This window comes from Leuconostoc miyukkimchii, from assembly GCF_019656055.1.
Classification (GTDB): Bacteria; Bacillota; Bacilli; order Lactobacillales; family Lactobacillaceae; genus Leuconostoc; species Leuconostoc miyukkimchii.
In genome coordinates this window covers 18,646-38,010 of the sequence record NZ_BPKY01000002.1, presented here as the reverse complement: position 1 = coordinate 38,010, position 19,365 = coordinate 18,646, and the positions used below count along the sequence as shown (strand labels likewise).

Below are 19,365 nucleotides of genomic sequence, written 5' to 3'. Positions count from 1 at the left end.
ATGATTATTATTAATCAAAATGTTGTTTAAGCAACATTTTTGGTATAATTGTTGCGCAAATTATGCTAAAAATTTGAGAAAGTATTTATATGCCGGAAATAAAAGATTTAAGAACTATAAAAACATTGAGTACAATAAGAAACGCACTAACACAATTGTTACTCGAAAAAAAGTTTAAAAATATAACAATTGATGAAATTGCGAAAATAGGGGTTATTAACCGATCTACCTTTTATTTACACTATCATGATAAATATGATCTTCTGGATGATTTAGTCAATCAAAAAATTAAAAAAGTGATTGATACTATACAAGCTGAGCCTCATATTACACATGGCAAATTAGATTATCAAATGTTTTCAAATGATTTAGAGTTATCACTTGATGTCATAGCAAGTGAACAACATTTCTATCAATTTATGCTGAATGATGAAGAAGACTTAGGGCTAAGAAAGAAAATAGAAGATGCACTTTTTGATAAGTTAAGTCAATCTTTTCCTGTAAAAACGGTAGTGGAAAGAGATTTATTACTTAAAATAATTTCTACGATTTATGTGTCAGTCATTACTTGGTGGTTAAATAAAAATATGGTTTATTCTACACAATACATGGCTGCTGAATTGGTAAAGTTTTTTAAATTAGGCACTGCTAATATAATTGACCCTAGCTAATGATTAGAAATAAGGATGTACAATGAAAATATCAGGAACGGCTTATCTTGAAACTAATAGATTATACCTGCGACCACTCCGTGTGGAGGATGCGCCTCAAATGTTTGAGCATTGGGCTTCTGATTCAGATACAACACATTTTTTAACTTTGGGACCTCACAAGCGTGTAGAAGATGTTTAGGATAACATTAAAATTCGGGAAAATAAATACTTGTTATCCAATTTCTATGACTGGGGAATAGTTATAAGAAGTTCCAATACTCTTATTGGCACGATAACAGTGGTTGAGCAGGCCGACCGTATCAAAATGTTGGAAATAGGATATGTTATTGGCAAAGCGTGGTGGGGTAAAGGTTATCTTCCCGAAGCATTGGAAAAGATAGTTAACTATCTTTTCCACTCAACTGACGTAAGACGTATTGAAGCCAAATGCGATATTCGTAATCAACAATCAAAAAAAGTTTTAGAAAAATGTGGCTTTACTTTCGAAGGAGTTTTAAGACAGAGAAGTTATTGAAACGTTGATCTTAGTATTTAAAAAATTTTAACCATGCTGTAATTACTTAAACTTTTTAGTATTGACAATTTTAAGTAACTATATCACTACAAGTTTACATAATATACCTTACAATGTAACGCAATAGCAGGCTTTTAAGGGCCTGTTTTTTGTTTGTGAAATGGCGAGATCCACAGGATTGATTTAAAGTACGTTTTGACATATTGCACAAGTGAGAATTTTCAACTTTTGGTAGATTGCAAGAATTAATCGAACACTACGAACTGCTGAAAAACCTTTCGTGGTGATTGCCAATTGAGTATTTGCATTGGTCTTGCATTGATCCAATGATTAATTTAATATAATTCTTTGGTGCTAACTGTTTCAATTTTGCGTTCTTTTGGTATAAATCGCCGAACGTATCGGTTTGATATCTCATTACTCCCACGTTTCTCTGGTGAATATGGGTGCGCAAAATATACTGGAATACCTAGCACTTGCTCAATTTCATCATATTTAGCAAATCAATAATGATATGCAAAGATTGGAAAATGATTTTTTAACACAAATATATTTATAAATTACAACATAAGTATGATATAGCAAGTCTCATTATGTTATTATGTTATTTAATTTAACATTATTCAAATTAAATGGAACTTTTCAATGTTACTATTACTTTAAAATACAATTTGGACAAATTAGCGGAGCATATCTATGGAAATTAAGAAAGTAACTACTACAGATCAGGATTTTAATAGACTGGTTCATATTCTTGATACTACTTTATCTAGTTTTAACAGTGGTATTCAAAGTACAGAAAAAACTGAATATCATATATTTAATTCGGTTAGTGATTTAACAGATGTTTTTGTTGCTTATAATCTAGGACAGGCAACTGGTTGTGTGGCTACAAAACACTATTCCAAAGACGTATTAGAAATGAAAAGATTATTTGTGGATCCTATAGCTAGAGGCGGTGGTATAGCAACTAAATTGATAAACAAGATAGAGTCCCAAGCTTACTCAAATGGTTATAAAAAAATCATTTTGGAAACTGGTAAAAATAATATGGGAGCCATTCGGCTCTACACGAAAATGAATTATCAGTTAATTGATAATTACCCACCTTATAATGGGCTAAGTAATTCGGTTTGTATGTCAAAACATTTATAATAATAATTCAGATAGGAGTATAGTACAACGCGCACGACAACGAGAAAACTTACAAAAGAGTGGAGAGTTGGTACGCCATTCAATTTATGATCGCTCACCAGTTGTCGCGCATTTGGAGATTGATTTAGTGTTACCAATGAAACAAAACAATGGGCAATACCAAGACCATTCGGCTATTATGACGGTCGTTGAACGAAAAACCAGATTTTACGCTTTAATCAAAGTTAAAAGTAAACAATCGAAAGATATGATTGAAGCGTTTAAATTATTTTATGAACGCTATGGTAAAGCAGTGCGAACAATTACCGCTGATAACGGTTCGGAATTTATTTCTTGGAATTTTTTGGAGTACGTTCAAAAAGAACTTAAAATAAAACTTTATTACTGTACACCATCGTCACCACATCAACGAGGTTCTAACGAAAACCACAACGGTAAATTGCGTGATTGTTTAAACCAGTAAGACAAAAACAATTAGATGAAGTGGCAGATAAGATGAACGCCATGCCAATGCGCATAGCCTTACAAGGCAAGAGTCCTATTCAACGGTATCGTCGTGTGTATGAAAAACGAAAATTGCATAAGAAATAGTCATAGATTTAAAGCATCTGTTTTTTGTTTGACATTTAATTGTGGAAAGCTTATGTTAAGCAGCCTTAAAATAAGCTTTAGAAACCGTGGACAGCGACTTAACATTAATGTATGACATTGGTACAATAGAATAAGTAATGTCTTACGAGTCAAAAAACAACTTGTGAGATTACAAGATCATTTCCGGAATTTTACCAATTGATTAAACATGTGGTTGTTGGGTTGACCTTAAAGTATAAACTTATAAGCATAGGGTGTGAAACATGAGTTGAAATACTTCTGTAACATTCCTTGTGCTTATTCTTTTTGTCAAATACGAATGTTTCTTAAGAAAGTATTAACATTAAAAATCAGCACAAAAAAACACAACTAGATTTACTAGCTGTGTTTCAGGACATTGAAAACTAAATATACTCTTGATTGATAAAATAATGCCTTCGACAACGTTATTAATGAGAATCAAAATTTAAAGTTATTTTCAATAACCTAATTTTATATGATTATCAACAATCAATCAAGCGCAGGTACAGAGAGAAAAAGTCTGGTACTGTGTTGAAGAAAATCATAAGACCGATGAGATGAGCACTTATAGTGGCATATAAGTTGCGCCTAAGGCTTATGTCGTGCAATATCATAAGTAAGTGAAAAACTAAAAAATAAAAAGTGATTTAGCCATTAAAAATAGTGATATGATACGTGCTATGTATTTGAATGTCTCTATTGTTCCAGAGTATTTTTTTAAGGAGTAAATTCAGAAACATTATAGTAGTTACTTATCACTGAATCAAAAGTAGACATTTTTAGTAAAAAATATCGTAGAAGCACAGAAGAAAACATTTGCGAGATTGCATCATATTAGCAAAATACATTAATTAATAGAACTTATTTGAATTTTTGTTAACTTGACAACAAACTAATATAGTTGGAAAATTAACGATAGAGATATAAGGAGAGAAATTTATGATAACTAAATTTGATTCATATTACGATCGCATTCTTTCACCAACTAATAAAATTGTACATGATGAAGGTTTTTCTGGCGATGGTGCTCAATCAAAAGCTTTTGGTTTTTGGTTTTTGAAAAACTACGTTTATTTATCCGACCAAGATATTAATGAACAAATAATTGATGGATCAGATGATAATGGAATAGACGCTTACTTGTATGATTCGGAAAGTAAAACACTAAATGTTTATCAGTTTAAATGGCCTAAAAAAACAAACACAAATAGTGAAATAGACCAATCAGCTATTTTAAAAATTTACGATGGTATTTCTGGTTTAATTCACGGAAATTTCACTGATAAAAGTGACAATGATGGTTTTCAAAATCTTGTAGATCTTTTCAATAATAATGAAATATATAAAATAGTTGTAAATTTTGTTTCATTTAACAAAGGGATACAAGCAGAAAAAAATTTACAACTACTGGATCGTAAAAAAGAAGAGTTAAAAGACTTTGTTGAAGTTGAAAATGAAGTTTTAAATCGAGACGATCTGATTAACTTATTTGATAAACTTCAGCGAAAAAATTCTGTTGATATTTCACTAAAATACAGAAATATGCAGTCAGCTTATAGTATTGAAGGTAACAAAGAGATCGATTCGTGGGTAGGCGTGGTTAATGCCACAGATTTAATTTCAACGGTAAAAGATAAACTTTCAATTATTTTTGACGAAAATATTCGCTTATTTGAAACAGGTTCTAAAGTGAATACAGGTATTACACAAACAGCGAGTGACTCTAGATCGTCTTCACTCTTTTATTTTTATAATAATGGAATAACGATGATTTGTGATGAATCAAGGAATAGTCCAGGTACTAGCACTATTTCATTAAAAGGAGTGTCAATTGTAAATGGCTGTCAAACTGTGACAAGTCTTGCAAATGCCAGTAAAAAGGGGAATTTACAAGATGATGTCAATATATTGATTAGAATTATACAAATCAAAAGCTACGATGAACGTTCACAGATAACAGAATATCTAAATTCACAAACACCTATTAAAGAAAGTTACTTCATTGCAAATCATGTTATTATCAGAGAACTACAAGATCAACTATTAGAAAAGCACTATTATCTTGAAAGACAGATAGGTGAACTTTCTTATAGAAAGAACTATGGGGAAATAGACCAAGATTATAACAATTTTACAGTGTTGAAACTTGAAAACGTAATTCAACATTATGTTGGAGCTTTTTTAAATAACAAATCTGCTCAGGCTAAGAGTAGTAAAGGCACATTGTTTGATAAAAGCAACGTAGAGGATATGCTTAGTGACATATCTGCAAATAAGGTTATAAAAGCAGAATATGTATACAATCAAGTTTCATCAATTGTTACCAAATATAGAAAGAATAGACGAAACGAATCAAATCAGGAATTTACTGATTATTTGGACGTTGATAAAAATAAATATATTTCGGATGAATATGCCTTTGTTAATACTGGAGATATAATTATACTTAATGCAGTCATTAACTTAGAGCGAGCATGCCCTGATTTAGAACTAGATCAACTTATAAAAAAAGCGATACTACTTATTAAAGATACCATTAAAGAAAGTGATGAGTTCAGAGAAGCAACACCCGCTTCATTGACTAAGACTATCAAACTTTATTCTAAAGTTCAGGATAAAATAAGAAACATAGGGAAATCAGTTCAACAACAACCAGCCTAAATGATGTTTTTTATTTAGTTGTTTGTGAAATTTAAATCACATTTTGTATTACTTCGAATTAATTATTATTCATATTTCTTTATCTGATATCTATTATCTATATTTCCCATTGGCTAACATAATTAGTGAAAAGTAATAAACAGAGCATATTACTAATATTAAATCATTTTGATGATTTTGTGTATCAATGCTAATGTATTTACAAAATGTGATGACCAGTTTCGCGTGTCAATGAAATTTAGTAGATAATCTATCAAAGAATTTTCGGAAATAAATATTATTACAAAGAATGTCTTTTACAGACGTTCTTTTATTTTTCATCAAAACAAAAGAAAAAAACATAGAAGGAGAACAATAATGGTTAACAAATTTAATAAATTATCACTACAAGGCAAGAGCCTAGGAAAATTGACCTATGTAGGTCGTAACAAAGTTGGGACAAACGGTGACATTTCAGTCGCTGTACTCAATATCAATGACACTCTAAATACGGAAAACATCACACCACAAGCTGGCTTTGATTTTACTAAACCGTTTGGTACTGAATTGAAATTAATTAATTCTTCAATAACCGGCGGTGAAGCACGTAGTAATCGCCGTGGTGGTGTAAGAGTTGCTACAAAGTCTGGTACATTATTGCCAATGTCTGATTCACAGACTGATGACATACCAGAGGCAGAATATGATGCTGTGTTCGTTTCTGGTAAAGATAAAACACCAGTTGGACGAGTGCGTTCCGCTGATGCCTTTGATAGTCATGATTTGATTTTATTTAGTGTGTCGCCAAATTATCAAACTGATAATCAAAACAATTCGGTTCGTGATGATAATGGTGAACCAATCATTTCAAATTATCAATTTAATTTCATGCAACAAAGTAAGTCAGGAGAAATTAACGATGATGACACGTTCATTCGTATATTAATTGATCCAACTGAAAGCGAGAAATTACAAGTTGATTTGAAACCTGGAGCAAAGTTAGTACCGCAAGGATTGAAGTTTGCCTTTGTTGGAAATAATACCACCGATTGGACAGTATATGCTGATACGTTACTATCCCCAGAAAGAAAATCTAAAGGAGCAGAAAGCTCAACTAGCCAAAATTCAAAAAGTAATCAAGTGAACGCCTAAATTATGTACATTAGTGACTAAATGACGATATCAAAAAATAATATAGATGTAGACAAAATATTAAATATGGTTTAGATTTAAGATATAACTGTTAAAAGATAACGATTAAAAAGAGGTAGTTTGATGAATTCTATAATGCGTTTACATGTTCAACATCTTAATGAAGCAATTGAAAATGATTCTTTAGTTATATTTGTGGGTGCTGGTATATCAATGAATTCTGGACTTCCCAGCTGGAATGATTTGATTAATGAATTCAAAAAAGAAATGAATATTAATAAAAAAGAGAGTCAACATGATAATTTAAAAATAGCACAGTATTATTTTGATATTGTTGGTCAACAAAAGTATCTACAAAAAGTTATTAATACATTTAAAAATCATGATAATGCTGAACCAAATAATATTCATAAACAAATATTTCGAATAAGGCCAAGGCATATTATTACTACTAATTATGATGAATTACTTGAAAAAGCTATGAAATCAGAAATTGATAAATACGAAGTAATTAAACAAGATTCAGACATACCTTATTCAAAATCAGATCATTATTTAATAAAAATGCATGGGGACCTTATTGAAAAAAATATTGTTCTTAAAGAAGATGATTACTTAGACTATGAAAAAAATTTTTATATGGTAGCAACACTGATTAAATCGCTCATAATGAACAATACTATTCTGTTCATTGGTTATTCTCTAGGTGATTCAACTTTTAATTCAATATTTCGAATGATACAAAAAGGTTTTTACGGTAACGCAAGGAAGGCTTATTTTTTTACACCAACACCTCAGAATGAAGCTGCAACAGAATATTACAAAAATAAAGGAATAAATATAATTGCGTATGAAAAAGATGCTAATTTGAATATGGGTTTCGCAACAAGCCAATTTTTGGAGCATTTAAATTCTGAAATGAATGTTTTTCCGTCTAGTCCTAAAAAACTTTGGAACAATATTAAATTTTTAAATCAATCGTATTTTGTTGAACCAGATCTAGTTGCGCGGTACGCTAATTTTTCATCACATGCATCTTTTTTTCGTGACGAATTACAGTGGAACAATAAAAAAGAATCAAAATTTTCTATCTCTAAAACAAACAAGATAACTAATTTTTTGGACAATAAAACTAATTTTATTCAGTTTCTAGATTATAAAAGTAGTAATAGTAAAAAATTTGTACAAAATCCTGTCTTGAAAAATGCATATGCTGTTTACAATCAATATAATTACGATTTGTCTCAAAAAATGTTTAGAGAAATCGCGAATAAATCTTTCACTAAAAAAGATTATTGGAACTATTTAATATGTGAATTTAATGTACACCATATAGGAACAGATGGCACTGACTCATTGCCTGAACCAGTAAGTGGCATTAGAGATTTGAATAAAGCAATTAATTCTTTAATTACCGGTGGTGATAAAGCAACAAAGAAAATTGCTATGTATTTTAGAGATAATATTCAAAATTTTAGTTTTATTTATAGAAAGCTATCCAAAATAGATGGGCTACTAGATAAATTACGTAATGAAAGAAAAATTTACAAAAATAATCATGGACATTCTTTCAATAACGATTTAATTACTGCTAAGATAGAATTTAGTAATTTAATTAATTTTATAGAATTTAATTGTTTAACTGTTTTTCAATACACAGAATTTCAAGAAACAGTTGTTAGATATTTTGAATGCCTACTGATAGCTTATGATAACTATACTTATCATAACAATAGTAATACTATATTCAATAGCACTTCATCTATTATAAAAGAATTAACGTTCACTGATATTAAGAACATCATTCCATATTTACAAACAGAAAACGTAGATACATTGCTTAGAAACTACGTTTTATCAAAAATCAGGATTTCTGATAAAGCTTTCAACTACATTATTGATCAAATTAACAAATTATCTATCGAAATTAAGAATAATTATTCTTTTGAGGTCTCAGGACAGCTTTCTAAATTTATACAATTTTTGTCATTCATTCAAATCAAAAAAATTTATAAATTGATTCCACTCATAGAAAATTATCCATTGTATCAAAATAATTCGAGGGATATTCAACATATTCTGTTAATATTAGCCAACGGTGCAAAATCAATAAGAAAAGCTGATTACCAAAAATTGTTGATAATTATTAACACACATATTGATTATATTGCACGGAATAATCTAGTAAACAGTCATTCACAAAATTTTAGTCTTTATTCATATTTAATCAATGAAGGACTTAAATTCAAAAAAGATTTCAAATTAAACCAAAAATATCTAGGCGAAAAAATATGTTTAATCGCTACTTTTAAAAATACTTTGAAACATGTCCTTATTTGGAAACCAATGATAATTGAATTTTACTTTTCTTTTGATGATAATTTAAAAAAATATATTGATCAGATACTTCATAAGTACGAAAAACTGCCTGATAGTGAGTTCAATGTATCTTTTGCTGTAGATGTAATTAAAAGTGGAGTTTATGATTTTGATGATAAGAAAAAGTATATATTGAAAAAAGAAATTACGGTGATACAACAAAAATCTATTGGGGTATTTCCTGATCCTAGGCAATCTGCTATTGCTAATATATATAACCTAATTCAACAAAAATATTTTAAATTATCAGATGTTAAAAATAGTCTTGATTTAGATTTGATTAAAGGATGTTTTCCTGAAATTGACTGGACAATTTTTAATATTTATTCAGATAAAAACATTGGACTATTGGTCGATAAATATAATTTTAAAGATGCTAAAAAAATATTTGCTAAGAATAAAAGTCAAAAATCAAGATTTAATCAATGGTTGCTAAACCAGGCAAATTCAGACAATATACAAATAAAAGTAAATTAATCCTAAGTAAATATTTTGCCGTTTTATTTATAATTAAAAGGACTATTCTATAATATAGTCCTTTTTAACATATTATTATCTGTGAAATATAAAAAATGATAATATCATTAAATTATGAAGCATTTTCACTCTATATTTTACAAAAGTAGTTGAAACAATTCTATGTTACAATTAGACGAACATGTTTTAGAAAGAGAAAATTACGCATGAATGTTGAATCGACAAAAACAGCTGATTTAAAACCAGTCACAAAATGGGTTGGCGGTAAAAGACAATTACTACCATTCCTGCACGAACTTAAACCACAAAAGTTCGAAAAATATTTTGAGTCGTTTGTAGGTGGTGGGGCCTTTTTATTCTCATTGGCACCTGAACGAGCTCTTATTAATGATGCGAATGGATCGTTAATAGATATGTATCAAACTGTCAAAGATAATCCAAAAGAATTACTAAATTTACTTGAGTATCACGAACAAAATAACAGTAAAGAACACTATTTAGATGTCAGAAGTGCGGATCGTGATGGACGTCTCGAAAATATGAATATTATTGAGAAATCAGCGCGTTTACTATATATGCTAAGGGTTGATTTTAATGGGCTGTACCGTGTTAATAGTAAAGGGCAGTTTAATGTGCCCTATGGTAGTTATAAAAATCCAAAAATAGCTAATGTTGAAAACATTATGGTGGTAAGTCATTATTTTAATACTTATGATATCAATTTTTCTAATCAAGACTTTGCTGATAGTCTAAATGGTGCACAAAAGAATGACTTTGTATATTTAGATCCACCATATATTCCTCTATCTTCTACTTCTGATTTTACTTCTTATACGGTTGACGGCTTCACACTAGACGACCAAAAAAGGTTAAGAAATAAATTTTTTGATTTAGACAGACAAGGAACTTTTGTGATGTTAAGCAACTCAGATACTCCTTTAACAAGAGAATTGTATCAAGGAGCGAATATACATGAAGTTCAAGCCTCACGTAACATTAATTCTAATTCAGCAAAAAGAGGGAAGATAGGAGAACTAATAATTACTAATTATTAGCTACTGCTTGGGAGATAATTGTATTTATGACTTTTTATAGTGATTCACTTAATACTTTAATTGCATCCGATACATTTGAATATCTTACCCAGATGCAGGATAACACCATAGATGTTATTATTGCGGATCCACCATATTTTTTAAGCAATGATGGGATATCTAATAGTGGTGGTAAAATGATTAGTGTAAACAAAGGTGAGTGGGACAAAAATAATAATATAAGTGTGGAAGATTTTTACCGTAAATTTCTAAACGAAGCATATCGAGTTTTAAAACCCAACGGTACAATATGGCTATTTGGTACAATGCACAATATATACTTGCTAGGTTACTTGTTACCAAAATATGATTTCAAATTATTAAACAATATTACTTGGCAGAAATCCAATCCTGTTCCTAATTTAAGTTGCCGTATGTTTACTCATTCCACAGAAACCATATTGTGGGCTAAAAAGAGCAAAGGAAAGCATATTTTTAACTACTCTGTGATGAAAGAAATGAATGAAAATAAACAAATGAAAGATGTTTGGACAACGCCAACCATTAATCGTTCTGAAAAAAGATTTGGCAAGCACCCCACTCAAAAACCATTATCACTTATGATTAGGATATTACAGGCTTCTGCAAAAGAAAATGATGTCATTCTAGATCCCTTTGTTGGTAGTGGGACAAGCATGGTTGCTGGTACAATATTGAATATGAAAACTATTGGCATAGATAATTCAGCTGACTACCTAGACATTGCTAAAAAAAGAATTATTGATTTTAAAAACGAAAAAATAGGTAAAATAAAATGAATTTTAATGAATACATGAAGAACACAAGTGATGAAAAATTTGAATACTTTATGCGGACACGGTTTAAAACTAATCGAACACCGAGTTACTGGGTTAACTGGGGCAATGTTACTAATAATATTAAACCTTATGAAATTCAACTTAACACATTAAATTATCTGATTGGAAAGCCAGATATTGAGAGTGAAGCCAGACAACTATTTACCAAGCAACCGGAGTTATTGACTGCAGTTCCTATTTTGTTAGCTACTAGAGAATTAGATATTGATGTATTAGCTTTTAAAGATGATGGAGACATGTATTCATATAATATTGATTTCAATAGGCCCAATATATCTAATTTAGATGAATATATTAAATTTATGCACGATTCAGGACTGCTTGATTTTTTGAAAATAGGCATCAAACGTTCTTTGGTTGATTACGTTTATGGGATCCAGGCTGGTTTAGATAGCAATGGACGAAAAAATCGTAGTGGTACAGAGAATGAAAAGATATTACAGAAAAATCTTGAATTATTAATTGCTGAATGCCCAAATTGTGAATATGACACGCAGGCTACTGCCAAAAAAATAAAAGAGCGTTGGAATGTTGAAGTCCCCGAAGTCTTACCTGATGGCAAAAAAGGTGGACGACGTTACGATGGTGTCGTATTTAACAAAGACTTAGGTACAATTACTGTGATTGAAACTAACTTTTATGGTGGTGGTGGATCAAAACTAAAAGCTGTTGCTGGAGAGTTTAGTAGTATCTACGAAACTAGCATAAAAAATGCAAATGATGTTGATTTCATCTGGATTACTGATGGCCCAGGCTGGGATACTGCTAAAAATCCATTAAATGAGGCTTTTGATGTCATTCCAAATATTATAAATTTACAAATGGTTAAAGATGGTTTCTTAAGAAGCATTCTTTGCCAGTGATTCAATTAAACACTTGATAAAAGTGTTTTTTATTTTATCTAAATAACTAGAGAGGAGAAGTAATGGTCAATATTCCAAAACTCAAAATCAACTTTGAGTACGAAAAAAAGAAAAAAGAAAAACCGATAAAAATTCCTAAGGCGCATACGTTGAACTTAGGTCGGGTTCGTGCAATTGTCCTATTAATATTAATAGGGCTTTTTATTTACTTTAGTTATGTCATGATTCTAGCTAATGCGACTGCGCATAAGAATAAAACCTTACAACAAACAGTTGCTACTTTGAATCAACGTATTAACCAAGAAAATGCTGGAACAACCAGTTATAATCCACTAGTGGATCAGTACATGACCCAGTTCTTGAAAGTATACTATTCACCAGCAAGTGATGATTCAGATGATCGAACAAAACAGCTAACTCAATATTTAGCTAGTAATTTAACATTACCTAGTACCGATAAAAATACTGATTTAAAGCTGATTTCATCAACACTGAATGGTATTTTCACAGTAAATACAGTCAAAACAGCACAATATAGTCTAACGATTGAAGCCAATAAAAAGAAAAGCAATTTAACCGTTAATATTCCTTACCAACAGGATAACGAAAAGCTAACGGTCACTGGATTGCCTTATGTGGCCAATACCATTGATAGTATTGGTCATGTAGGACATTCTCGATTAACTAACATTGGAAAGACATTGAACAGTGAACAAACCACAACAAAAGTTGCCAGGTTTACTAAACAATTTGCTCAGAAATACGTCTCTTTATCAACGAAAGATATGGCTTTTTTGATGTCAGATCCCATTGGCTTAAACGGTGCAGTTGATTTTGTTGCTCTTGATGATAGTTCAATCAAAGTATCTGGCACTAGCAAAAGTCCGATCGTGACGGCAACTATGACCGTTAAAGTCCACGATTCAGATATCACGCAAGTACAAACCATCCGCCTGTATTTGAAACAACAAGCTTCAACTTATTTTGTGACTAAATTTATCCAAGCATAGAGAGGAGAACTAATGGATATTTATAATGCTTTAAAACCGGTGTTACTAGGATTAGTCGTCATCATAGCGGGTGGTCGCGCCATTCAACACTATGGTAAAAATGAAAACAAAGATATGTGGGTCACTATTTTAATTGGTGGCTTAATTTATTTCTTTGTTAATGGTCCAGCCAACACCTTAAATGCTTTTTCAGGTTTGATGAATTCCGTCTTGAACTTTATTCAAGGATTAGGAGGTTGAAAATGTACAATTATCGACGAGTCTATACGAACTCAGCCAAGTTTCGCACGATTTATGGCGATTTGAAATTACCAGTCTTTATTGATTCCCGAGTGGCCGGACTATTAACCATTACCACGGTGATTGATATGGCAATCATTTTTATTTTCCAATTGTATCAAATTCAAGATGGCCGACTAACCTTTGGTTTCGCTTTACTCGTCATCTCCCTATTTACCGTTTATAAATTGGATAAGATATTGAAAATCGATGATTTGCCTTTTGAAACCACGCTTAAATATGCAGTCTTACATTACTGGCGTTATTGGTTTCAGAAGAAACAACTTTATCAAGATCAACACTTAAACAGTAATCAAAAAAAGTATCAAATATTGTAACCAAAGAGCATGTGAAAACATGCTTTTTATTATGTCATCGTCAATTCTTAGAATAGGACAGGTTGGGGCAGTTCCAACCAAATGACACCACGCTATTCGTTTAAAACATTACAATCGAAAGGAGTATCACAATGAAAAAAGTTCAATTTGAACAAAAATTTAAAAACTTAACCAAACAGTTGACTAGAAGAAAATTAATCCTATTTATTGCTAGTTTCTTAATAATTGTTTTGATATGTCTACTGCTATTTGTATTTCAAAATAAGCAACCATCAGTATCGCATTCAGAAACGAGTCAAGCTTCATCACAGGTTAATAATCAACCCAGGGAGGGAAAAGATTATACGATTCAATACAGTAATTCAACGCTAATCAAACGCTCGACATTGAACACAGCTTTTAAAAAGGCTGGCTTATTTGATTTTAATTATTTATTAAACACCAGTGACGATGGTGGAAACGATGCCAAGATTTTAGTTTACTACAATCAAGCCAACCAGCAATTAATTTTTAAGTTATATCAGAACGGTTATCAATCAGACAATGATTATCAAATTGGTGGCTATGATTTCCAAAAGCAAACGGGTATTCATGGTTTACAACCGTCAGCTTTTAATGGGCTACCACTGGTATATACTTGGGAGAATTTACAAACTAAATAATGGAAAGGAGGAAAACATGAAAAGAATATTAATTATCTTGGCGGCGTTATTGGGCACGGCTTTTTTTGTATCCCAAAGTGTGGTTTTCGCAGATGGCACAATCGGATCAACCAATGCGAATAGTAGTCTCATTGGCAAAAGTAATAAAAATAATAAAAGTAGTCTGGGGACAGATACCACCAAACAAACTACTAGTCTTAGTACTGATGGCTCACCAGCTAATCAAAGTGAAAGCACTATCAGAGACAAGTTAGGTGAAACTACTGGTTCACCGGATATGAATTGGGTGACGAGCATTATCTTAGCGAATTACAAAATGTATCACGAAGATGGTTCCATTACTGATTTTGCTTTAGGGGCTTCACATATTGTCACTGATTTATTTACGGCGATTAATTTAAACATTGTCTATCCTTTGTTTGACCAATCGCTCTCAACGATGTTTAATCTCACTAACATTACCAATGGCGTAAACAATATCTTAACAGACGTGGGACAATACACGAAAAGCTCCTGGCAGAGTCAAGCTTTTAAAGGCTTGCTTTACTTAGCCTTTGGTGTCGGCCTTGTTTGGGTTTTTGCCAAAACCTTTAATCATGGCGGTGGTCTCAAATCCATATTAACAGTCTTAGTGATTGCTATTATTGGTACTGCTTGGGTTGGTTCGGGGAGTAAAGTTTTACAAACGATTAATACGCTAACTTCACAAGCGCAAACACAAGTCTTTACCGCTACGAGTAATATCAATCAGACAAGCTTTTCTGATACCGGTGATAGTTTTCAAAATGCTTTACGCTATGTCTACTTTCAAAAGGCAGTGGCACGTCCGTTTGCTTTAGGTAATTTTGGTCAAGCTGACGTTACTAGTGCTTATCAAAATAAAGACAAACAAGGTAATCCTTATCGGTTAATTGGGGGCAACGTTGACGACAAAGTAATTGCGAGCTTTGCCAGTAAAAATCATTATATCTCCAAAGATGGGGGTCTTGAATGGTATCAGTCAGCGATTGCCTTTATGTCACCGGTCATGTCAGTGGCTTATGGCGTGCCATTACTAATGATTGGGTTAGCGAATTTATTAGTACAACTAGGTGCTGTCTTATTGTATTACTTAGCGCCATTTACGATTTTAATTTCACTGTTACCAAAATTTGCTAATAGTGCTTTAAAAACAGCCATGGGGGCTCTCGGCTTACTCTTTGCAAAAGTTGGTTTGTTATTTGGCATCATGTTTGTTTCTTGGGTAGGTAATGTGACTGATGTGGTTGTACCGGTTAAAGGCAGTGCCAGTGCAATGTTAAACTCCATTGTTTATATTACTTTGATGATTTTACTGTGGAAAAATAAAAGTTGGTTAGTCCAAACAATCACTGGTTCAAGTGTTGCGAATAATGCCATGAATAAAATCAGTATGACTAAAGCGGGTCGCAAAGCCTTAAATGCCACCGGTGAAATGAAGCATCGGGCGAATCAACTATACAGTGGCGCTAGAAGTGGTTTCAATCAAGGCAAACAATGGCGTGATAACTATCAAACGAAGCACAATTCAGAATTTGATGACAACGCTTTACGTGATGAATTGCGATCCGAACAACAAGCCCAACGTAAACAGAATCGCAAAGAATACTTGGCCAAAGACATGCAAAAGCATACGCGTAAGATTCGCAAACAGCGTGCTGAACGTTTAAACAAAATGAAACAGCAAAAACATCAAACAAATGAGCCAAAACATGAATTTGATAACACAGCTCGTTATCAACGTTCTAAAAAGCTTAAAACCAACAAAGTACCTGCACAAGAATATGTAGATCAATCGGTTAATCAAGAGAAACATGTAGAAAAGCCTCGAACACGATATGTTGTCAAAAATACAGCCAACGCCATTACTCACAAACCATACTTACGTGCCAAAAGATTGAAAAAATCATCGTCTAACGATTTCAATCAGAGATTACAACAAAATATTGACCAACACCAACAAAGAAAAGAACGACTTGAGCAGGAATTGAAATGAAGAAACTACTCAAAGGGTATTTAATAGCGATTCTTGGTCTGGTGTTTTTAATTGTTTTAATCCTAGGTATGTTTGCGGGCAACTGTAATCAATGCCAATCAACAAATACTAGTGTCACAGTGACGACTAGTGCTGATAAGGAGGCAGTAGCTAAATCCATTCATGATAACTTGAAAAAAGTCTCTGGTGTCACTGAAGCTGGGATTGCTGGTTATTTGGGTAACATGGAAGTGGAAAGTGGCTTTAACCCGAAAAGTATTGAATCCAATGCCACTTATGATGAAAGCAAAGCCATGAATGCTAGTTTAAGTGGTTATGCTTTTGGTCTGAATCAATGGGATAGTGCCAGACGGGTGGCTTTATTAACTTATGCCAAAACACAAAATAAGCAGTGGTCGGATCCTAGTTTACAATTAGATTTTGCCTTAAATCATGATGGCACTAATTCTGATTTGTTAAAACAAGGGTTGAAAATGACTGATGTCAACCAAGCCACAGAGTTTTTAAGAGCCAAATGGGAACGTGGGGGGCAAGGGACAACCACTAAACGGCAAGTTTTTGCCCGTAATTGGTATGCAAAGTTCTCAAATGGGTCATCAAATACAGCTGTTGATACTGCAACTAATGGTACCGAAACCACACAAAATACGGATAACACAACCAACAATGCTAGTGGTTGTTCAACCAATGTGACACAAGGTATGGACACAAGTGGTGCGCCTGTAAAAGAAATACCTAGTGCTTATAAAAGTAAAATTAAGGATACTAATTTTACAGCCACCTCGTCCACTAATACCTATGCTTTTGGACAATGTACTTGGTATGTCTATAATCGCATGCAAGAGTTAGGAACACCAGTTGAGAATGGTTTAGGAAATGGGGCTGATTGGGGCAAAAATGTCAAAAGCAAAGGGTATAAAACGGATAGTCAACCACATGTTGGTTGGGCGGTTAGTTTCTCACAAGGCGCAGACGGAGCAGATGCCACCTATGGTCATGTTGCGGTTGTTGAAGCAATCAGTGATGATAAAAAACATTTCTTAGTCAGTGAATGCAATGTTGTTAGTAGTGGGTCTGGTACAGTCAGTTTCCGTGAGTTAACGGCTGGAACAGGAGTCACTTTTATTCAAGGTAAATAAGAGAGAGGGGTAAACATGAAAAAGAGTCGATTAATGATATTTGCCATTTTAGTGTTAGCAGGTATTCTAATCACACAATTGAATCAAATACCGAATCTGAATAAACAATTAGGTCAAAATAAAGCAACGTTAAAACAATCAAAAACTAGTAAAAAACAATCGCAAACCATTGTCTCTAGCCCAAAAGCACAACAAGATAATGTATCAGATAGTACAAAATTAGTTACTGCATTCGTTAAAACCTTTAGCAATCAACCAACTTCAAGTTATTCCGATACTTTGAAAGGCATGGCCACAGAAAAAGTGATTAACGAATTGACACAGACTTTTGCACCTAGTGTGACTTTTAGCGATAAGGCACACTATGAAGTACCAATGGTCGCCATTAAAAATACTTGGGGATCTGATTTAAAGTATTTAGTCATTGCAAAGAGTGACGCGCAAAGTGTGGCTTACACTATCACTTATGATACTGATGAAAAATTAGTGACAGAAATGTCAAGACTAAGCTTGAAAGGGACATTCGATAATGAAAAATAAAGTTTTACTTAGCATTAGGGGTTTACTTTTGGTTGGTCTTGGTATCATGATGTCAATTACCAATTGCAAGAGAACACAAATACAGCAAGTTAGAAAGGAAGTGTCGCAAGTGAATAAACAACAAAAACAGGTCACGACACAAATTGATAACTTACAGACGACTTACAATGCTAATGATCAAATAGCTAAAAGTAAGTTGTTAGCATTTGCCAAAGACTACTACACTTTTAGTAGTCAATCAGATTATGACAAACGTTTTAGTAAAGTATCTAGTATTTTAGCACTAGCTAAAGACCAGCAAAACATTTTATTTGATAGTAGTCTTGATGCCACTGGTGGCTCACGAATTGATAACTTGGGTCTAACCAGCCAATATCAAACAGCTACTGGTTACACCAGTGATTTGAATAATCAAACCATTGAAGTTTTAGCTACTGTTATTATTCAAACCAGCGGTACTGGTCAGAAAGCAATCAATCAAACCGTTTTATTACATGGCTGGTTTGATACCCAAACACAGAAACTAACGTCGATTAAAATTAATCAAGTATAATAGGAGCAAAAACTGATGAAACAGCGTATTAAGCGAATTGATAAAAATAAATCATCAAAATCGCTAACAAAAATAATCATAATCAAAGTATTTCCAGTCATTGTATTTCTAGTGGCTGTTTTTTTGTTGGTTCCGTATGGGTCGATGTATTTTCAAAACAATAAAGTGGCTAATGTTAACACAAAAGCAGAAGCAATACTCTTTTACAATGCCAATTGTTCACATTGCCAAAAAATCTATCCTAAAATATTCTGGCATAATGTTTTGAACTTTAAAAATGAATCGAAACAAATTCAAACTATTAATGTACAAAATACGAATAACAAACATTATTTAGCTGAGTTTGCGATTCAAGCCACACCAACTTTTATGAAAACAACCAATACCAATCAAAGGTTAGTTTCTACCAATAACCAACAAATTAAGAAATTTATCAAAGGAGGGCATTAATT

At 32.4% G+C, this 19,365-nt stretch carries 19 protein-coding genes and 2 pseudogenes; 20 read left to right on the top strand and 1 reads right to left on the bottom strand.

The window, feature by feature from the left end; genetic code table 11:
* Positions 1-89 precede the first annotated feature (89 nt).
* From K5Q13_RS02560 to K5Q13_RS09555, 3 genes are read left to right on the top strand one after another with little or no spacing between them, the layout of a single operon-like run.
* Positions 90-671, top strand: a complete 582-nt coding sequence (locus tag K5Q13_RS02560; protein ID WP_220739596.1) for a TetR/AcrR family transcriptional regulator — start codon at positions 90-92, stop codon at positions 669-671.
* Between the two features lie 22 nt (positions 672-693).
* Positions 694-852: a GNAT family N-acetyltransferase gene (locus tag K5Q13_RS09560; RefSeq protein ID WP_246574130.1), complete on the top strand. Its 159-nt coding sequence runs from the start codon at positions 694-696 to the stop codon at positions 850-852.
* 30 nt (positions 853-882) lie between these two features.
* Positions 883-1,188, top strand: coding sequence for a GNAT family N-acetyltransferase (locus K5Q13_RS09555; RefSeq protein WP_281420478.1), 306 nt, complete (start codon positions 883-885; stop codon positions 1,186-1,188).
* 245 nt (positions 1,189-1,433) lie between these two features.
* Here the strand turns inward: K5Q13_RS09555 and K5Q13_RS02550 are convergent.
* A pseudogene (locus K5Q13_RS02550) lies at positions 1,434-1,691 on the bottom strand (IS30 family transposase); the annotation flags it as partial.
* A gap of 193 nt (positions 1,692-1,884) precedes the next feature.
* Between K5Q13_RS02550 and K5Q13_RS02545 the strand changes: the two are divergent.
* The 17 genes and pseudogenes from K5Q13_RS02545 to K5Q13_RS02465 all read left to right on the top strand — a co-directional run bounded on the left by K5Q13_RS02545 (position 1,885) and on the right by K5Q13_RS02465 (position 19,363).
* Positions 1,885-2,343, top strand: coding sequence for a GNAT family N-acetyltransferase (locus K5Q13_RS02545; RefSeq protein ID WP_220739593.1), 459 nt, complete (start codon positions 1,885-1,887; stop codon positions 2,341-2,343).
* A gap of 31 nt (positions 2,344-2,374) precedes the next feature.
* Positions 2,375-2,934: pseudogene (locus K5Q13_RS02540) on the top strand (IS30 family transposase); the annotation flags it as partial.
* A gap of 960 nt (positions 2,935-3,894) precedes the next feature.
* Positions 3,895-5,616: an AIPR family protein gene (locus K5Q13_RS02535; RefSeq protein WP_220739591.1), complete on the top strand. Its 1,722-nt coding sequence runs from the start codon at positions 3,895-3,897 to the stop codon at positions 5,614-5,616.
* A 357-nt stretch (positions 5,617-5,973) separates the two neighbouring features.
* Positions 5,974-6,747: a hypothetical protein gene (locus tag K5Q13_RS02530; RefSeq protein ID WP_220739589.1), complete on the top strand. Its 774-nt coding sequence runs from the start codon at positions 5,974-5,976 to the stop codon at positions 6,745-6,747.
* A gap of 123 nt (positions 6,748-6,870) precedes the next feature.
* Entirely contained in the window at positions 6,871-9,603 is a 2,733-nt protein-coding gene (locus K5Q13_RS02525) for an SIR2 family protein (protein WP_220739587.1), read from the top strand.
* A 206-nt stretch (positions 9,604-9,809) separates the two neighbouring features.
* The gene (locus K5Q13_RS02520; protein WP_220739585.1) at positions 9,810-10,658 is read left to right on the top strand and encodes a DNA adenine methylase; all 849 of its coding nucleotides are present in this window, start codon (positions 9,810-9,812) and stop codon (positions 10,656-10,658) included.
* 26 nt (positions 10,659-10,684) lie between these two features.
* The gene (locus K5Q13_RS02515) at positions 10,685-11,455 is read left to right on the top strand and encodes a DNA-methyltransferase (RefSeq protein WP_220739583.1); all 771 of its coding nucleotides are present in this window, start codon (positions 10,685-10,687) and stop codon (positions 11,453-11,455) included.
* Positions 11,452-12,378: a type II restriction endonuclease gene (locus tag K5Q13_RS02510; RefSeq protein WP_220739581.1), complete on the top strand. Its 927-nt coding sequence runs from the start codon at positions 11,452-11,454 to the stop codon at positions 12,376-12,378. The genes K5Q13_RS02515 and K5Q13_RS02510 overlap by 4 nt, the downstream gene beginning before the upstream one ends.
* Positions 12,379-12,440: 62 nt before the next feature.
* Positions 12,441-13,388: a conjugal transfer protein gene (locus K5Q13_RS02505; RefSeq protein WP_220739579.1), complete on the top strand. Its 948-nt coding sequence runs from the start codon at positions 12,441-12,443 to the stop codon at positions 13,386-13,388.
* 12 nt (positions 13,389-13,400) lie between these two features.
* Positions 13,401-13,628 (top strand): TcpD family membrane protein, encoded by a 228-nt coding sequence (locus K5Q13_RS02500; protein ID WP_010007026.1) that lies wholly within the window; start codon positions 13,401-13,403, stop codon positions 13,626-13,628.
* 2 nt (positions 13,629-13,630) lie between these two features.
* Positions 13,631-14,005, top strand: a complete 375-nt coding sequence (locus K5Q13_RS02495) for an MFS transporter permease (protein WP_220739577.1) — start codon at positions 13,631-13,633, stop codon at positions 14,003-14,005.
* A gap of 131 nt (positions 14,006-14,136) precedes the next feature.
* A complete protein-coding gene (locus K5Q13_RS02490) occupies positions 14,137-14,667 on the top strand; it encodes a hypothetical protein (protein WP_220739575.1) in 531 nt (176 codons plus the stop codon).
* A gap of 16 nt (positions 14,668-14,683) precedes the next feature.
* Entirely contained in the window at positions 14,684-16,681 is a 1,998-nt protein-coding gene (locus K5Q13_RS02485; RefSeq protein WP_220739573.1) for a CD3337/EF1877 family mobilome membrane protein, read from the top strand.
* A complete protein-coding gene (locus K5Q13_RS02480) occupies positions 16,678-17,820 on the top strand; it encodes a phage tail tip lysozyme (RefSeq protein ID WP_220739571.1) in 1,143 nt (380 codons plus the stop codon). Before K5Q13_RS02485 ends, K5Q13_RS02480 begins: the two co-directional genes overlap by 4 nt.
* 15 nt (positions 17,821-17,835) lie before the next feature.
* Positions 17,836-18,360 carry a hypothetical protein gene (locus K5Q13_RS02475; RefSeq protein ID WP_220739568.1) on the top strand — a complete coding sequence of 175 codons (525 nt, stop codon included), beginning with the start codon at positions 17,836-17,838 and terminating at the stop codon, positions 18,358-18,360.
* Complete coding sequence (locus tag K5Q13_RS02470; RefSeq protein WP_220739566.1) at positions 18,350-18,913, top strand: hypothetical protein; 564 nt, start codon at positions 18,350-18,352, stop codon at positions 18,911-18,913. Before K5Q13_RS02475 ends, K5Q13_RS02470 begins: the two co-directional genes overlap by 11 nt.
* 15 nt (positions 18,914-18,928) lie before the next feature.
* Positions 18,929-19,363 carry a thioredoxin domain-containing protein gene (locus K5Q13_RS02465; RefSeq protein ID WP_220739564.1) on the top strand — a complete coding sequence of 145 codons (435 nt, stop codon included), beginning with the start codon at positions 18,929-18,931 and terminating at the stop codon, positions 19,361-19,363.
* The last annotated feature ends 2 nt before the right edge of the window (positions 19,364-19,365 follow it).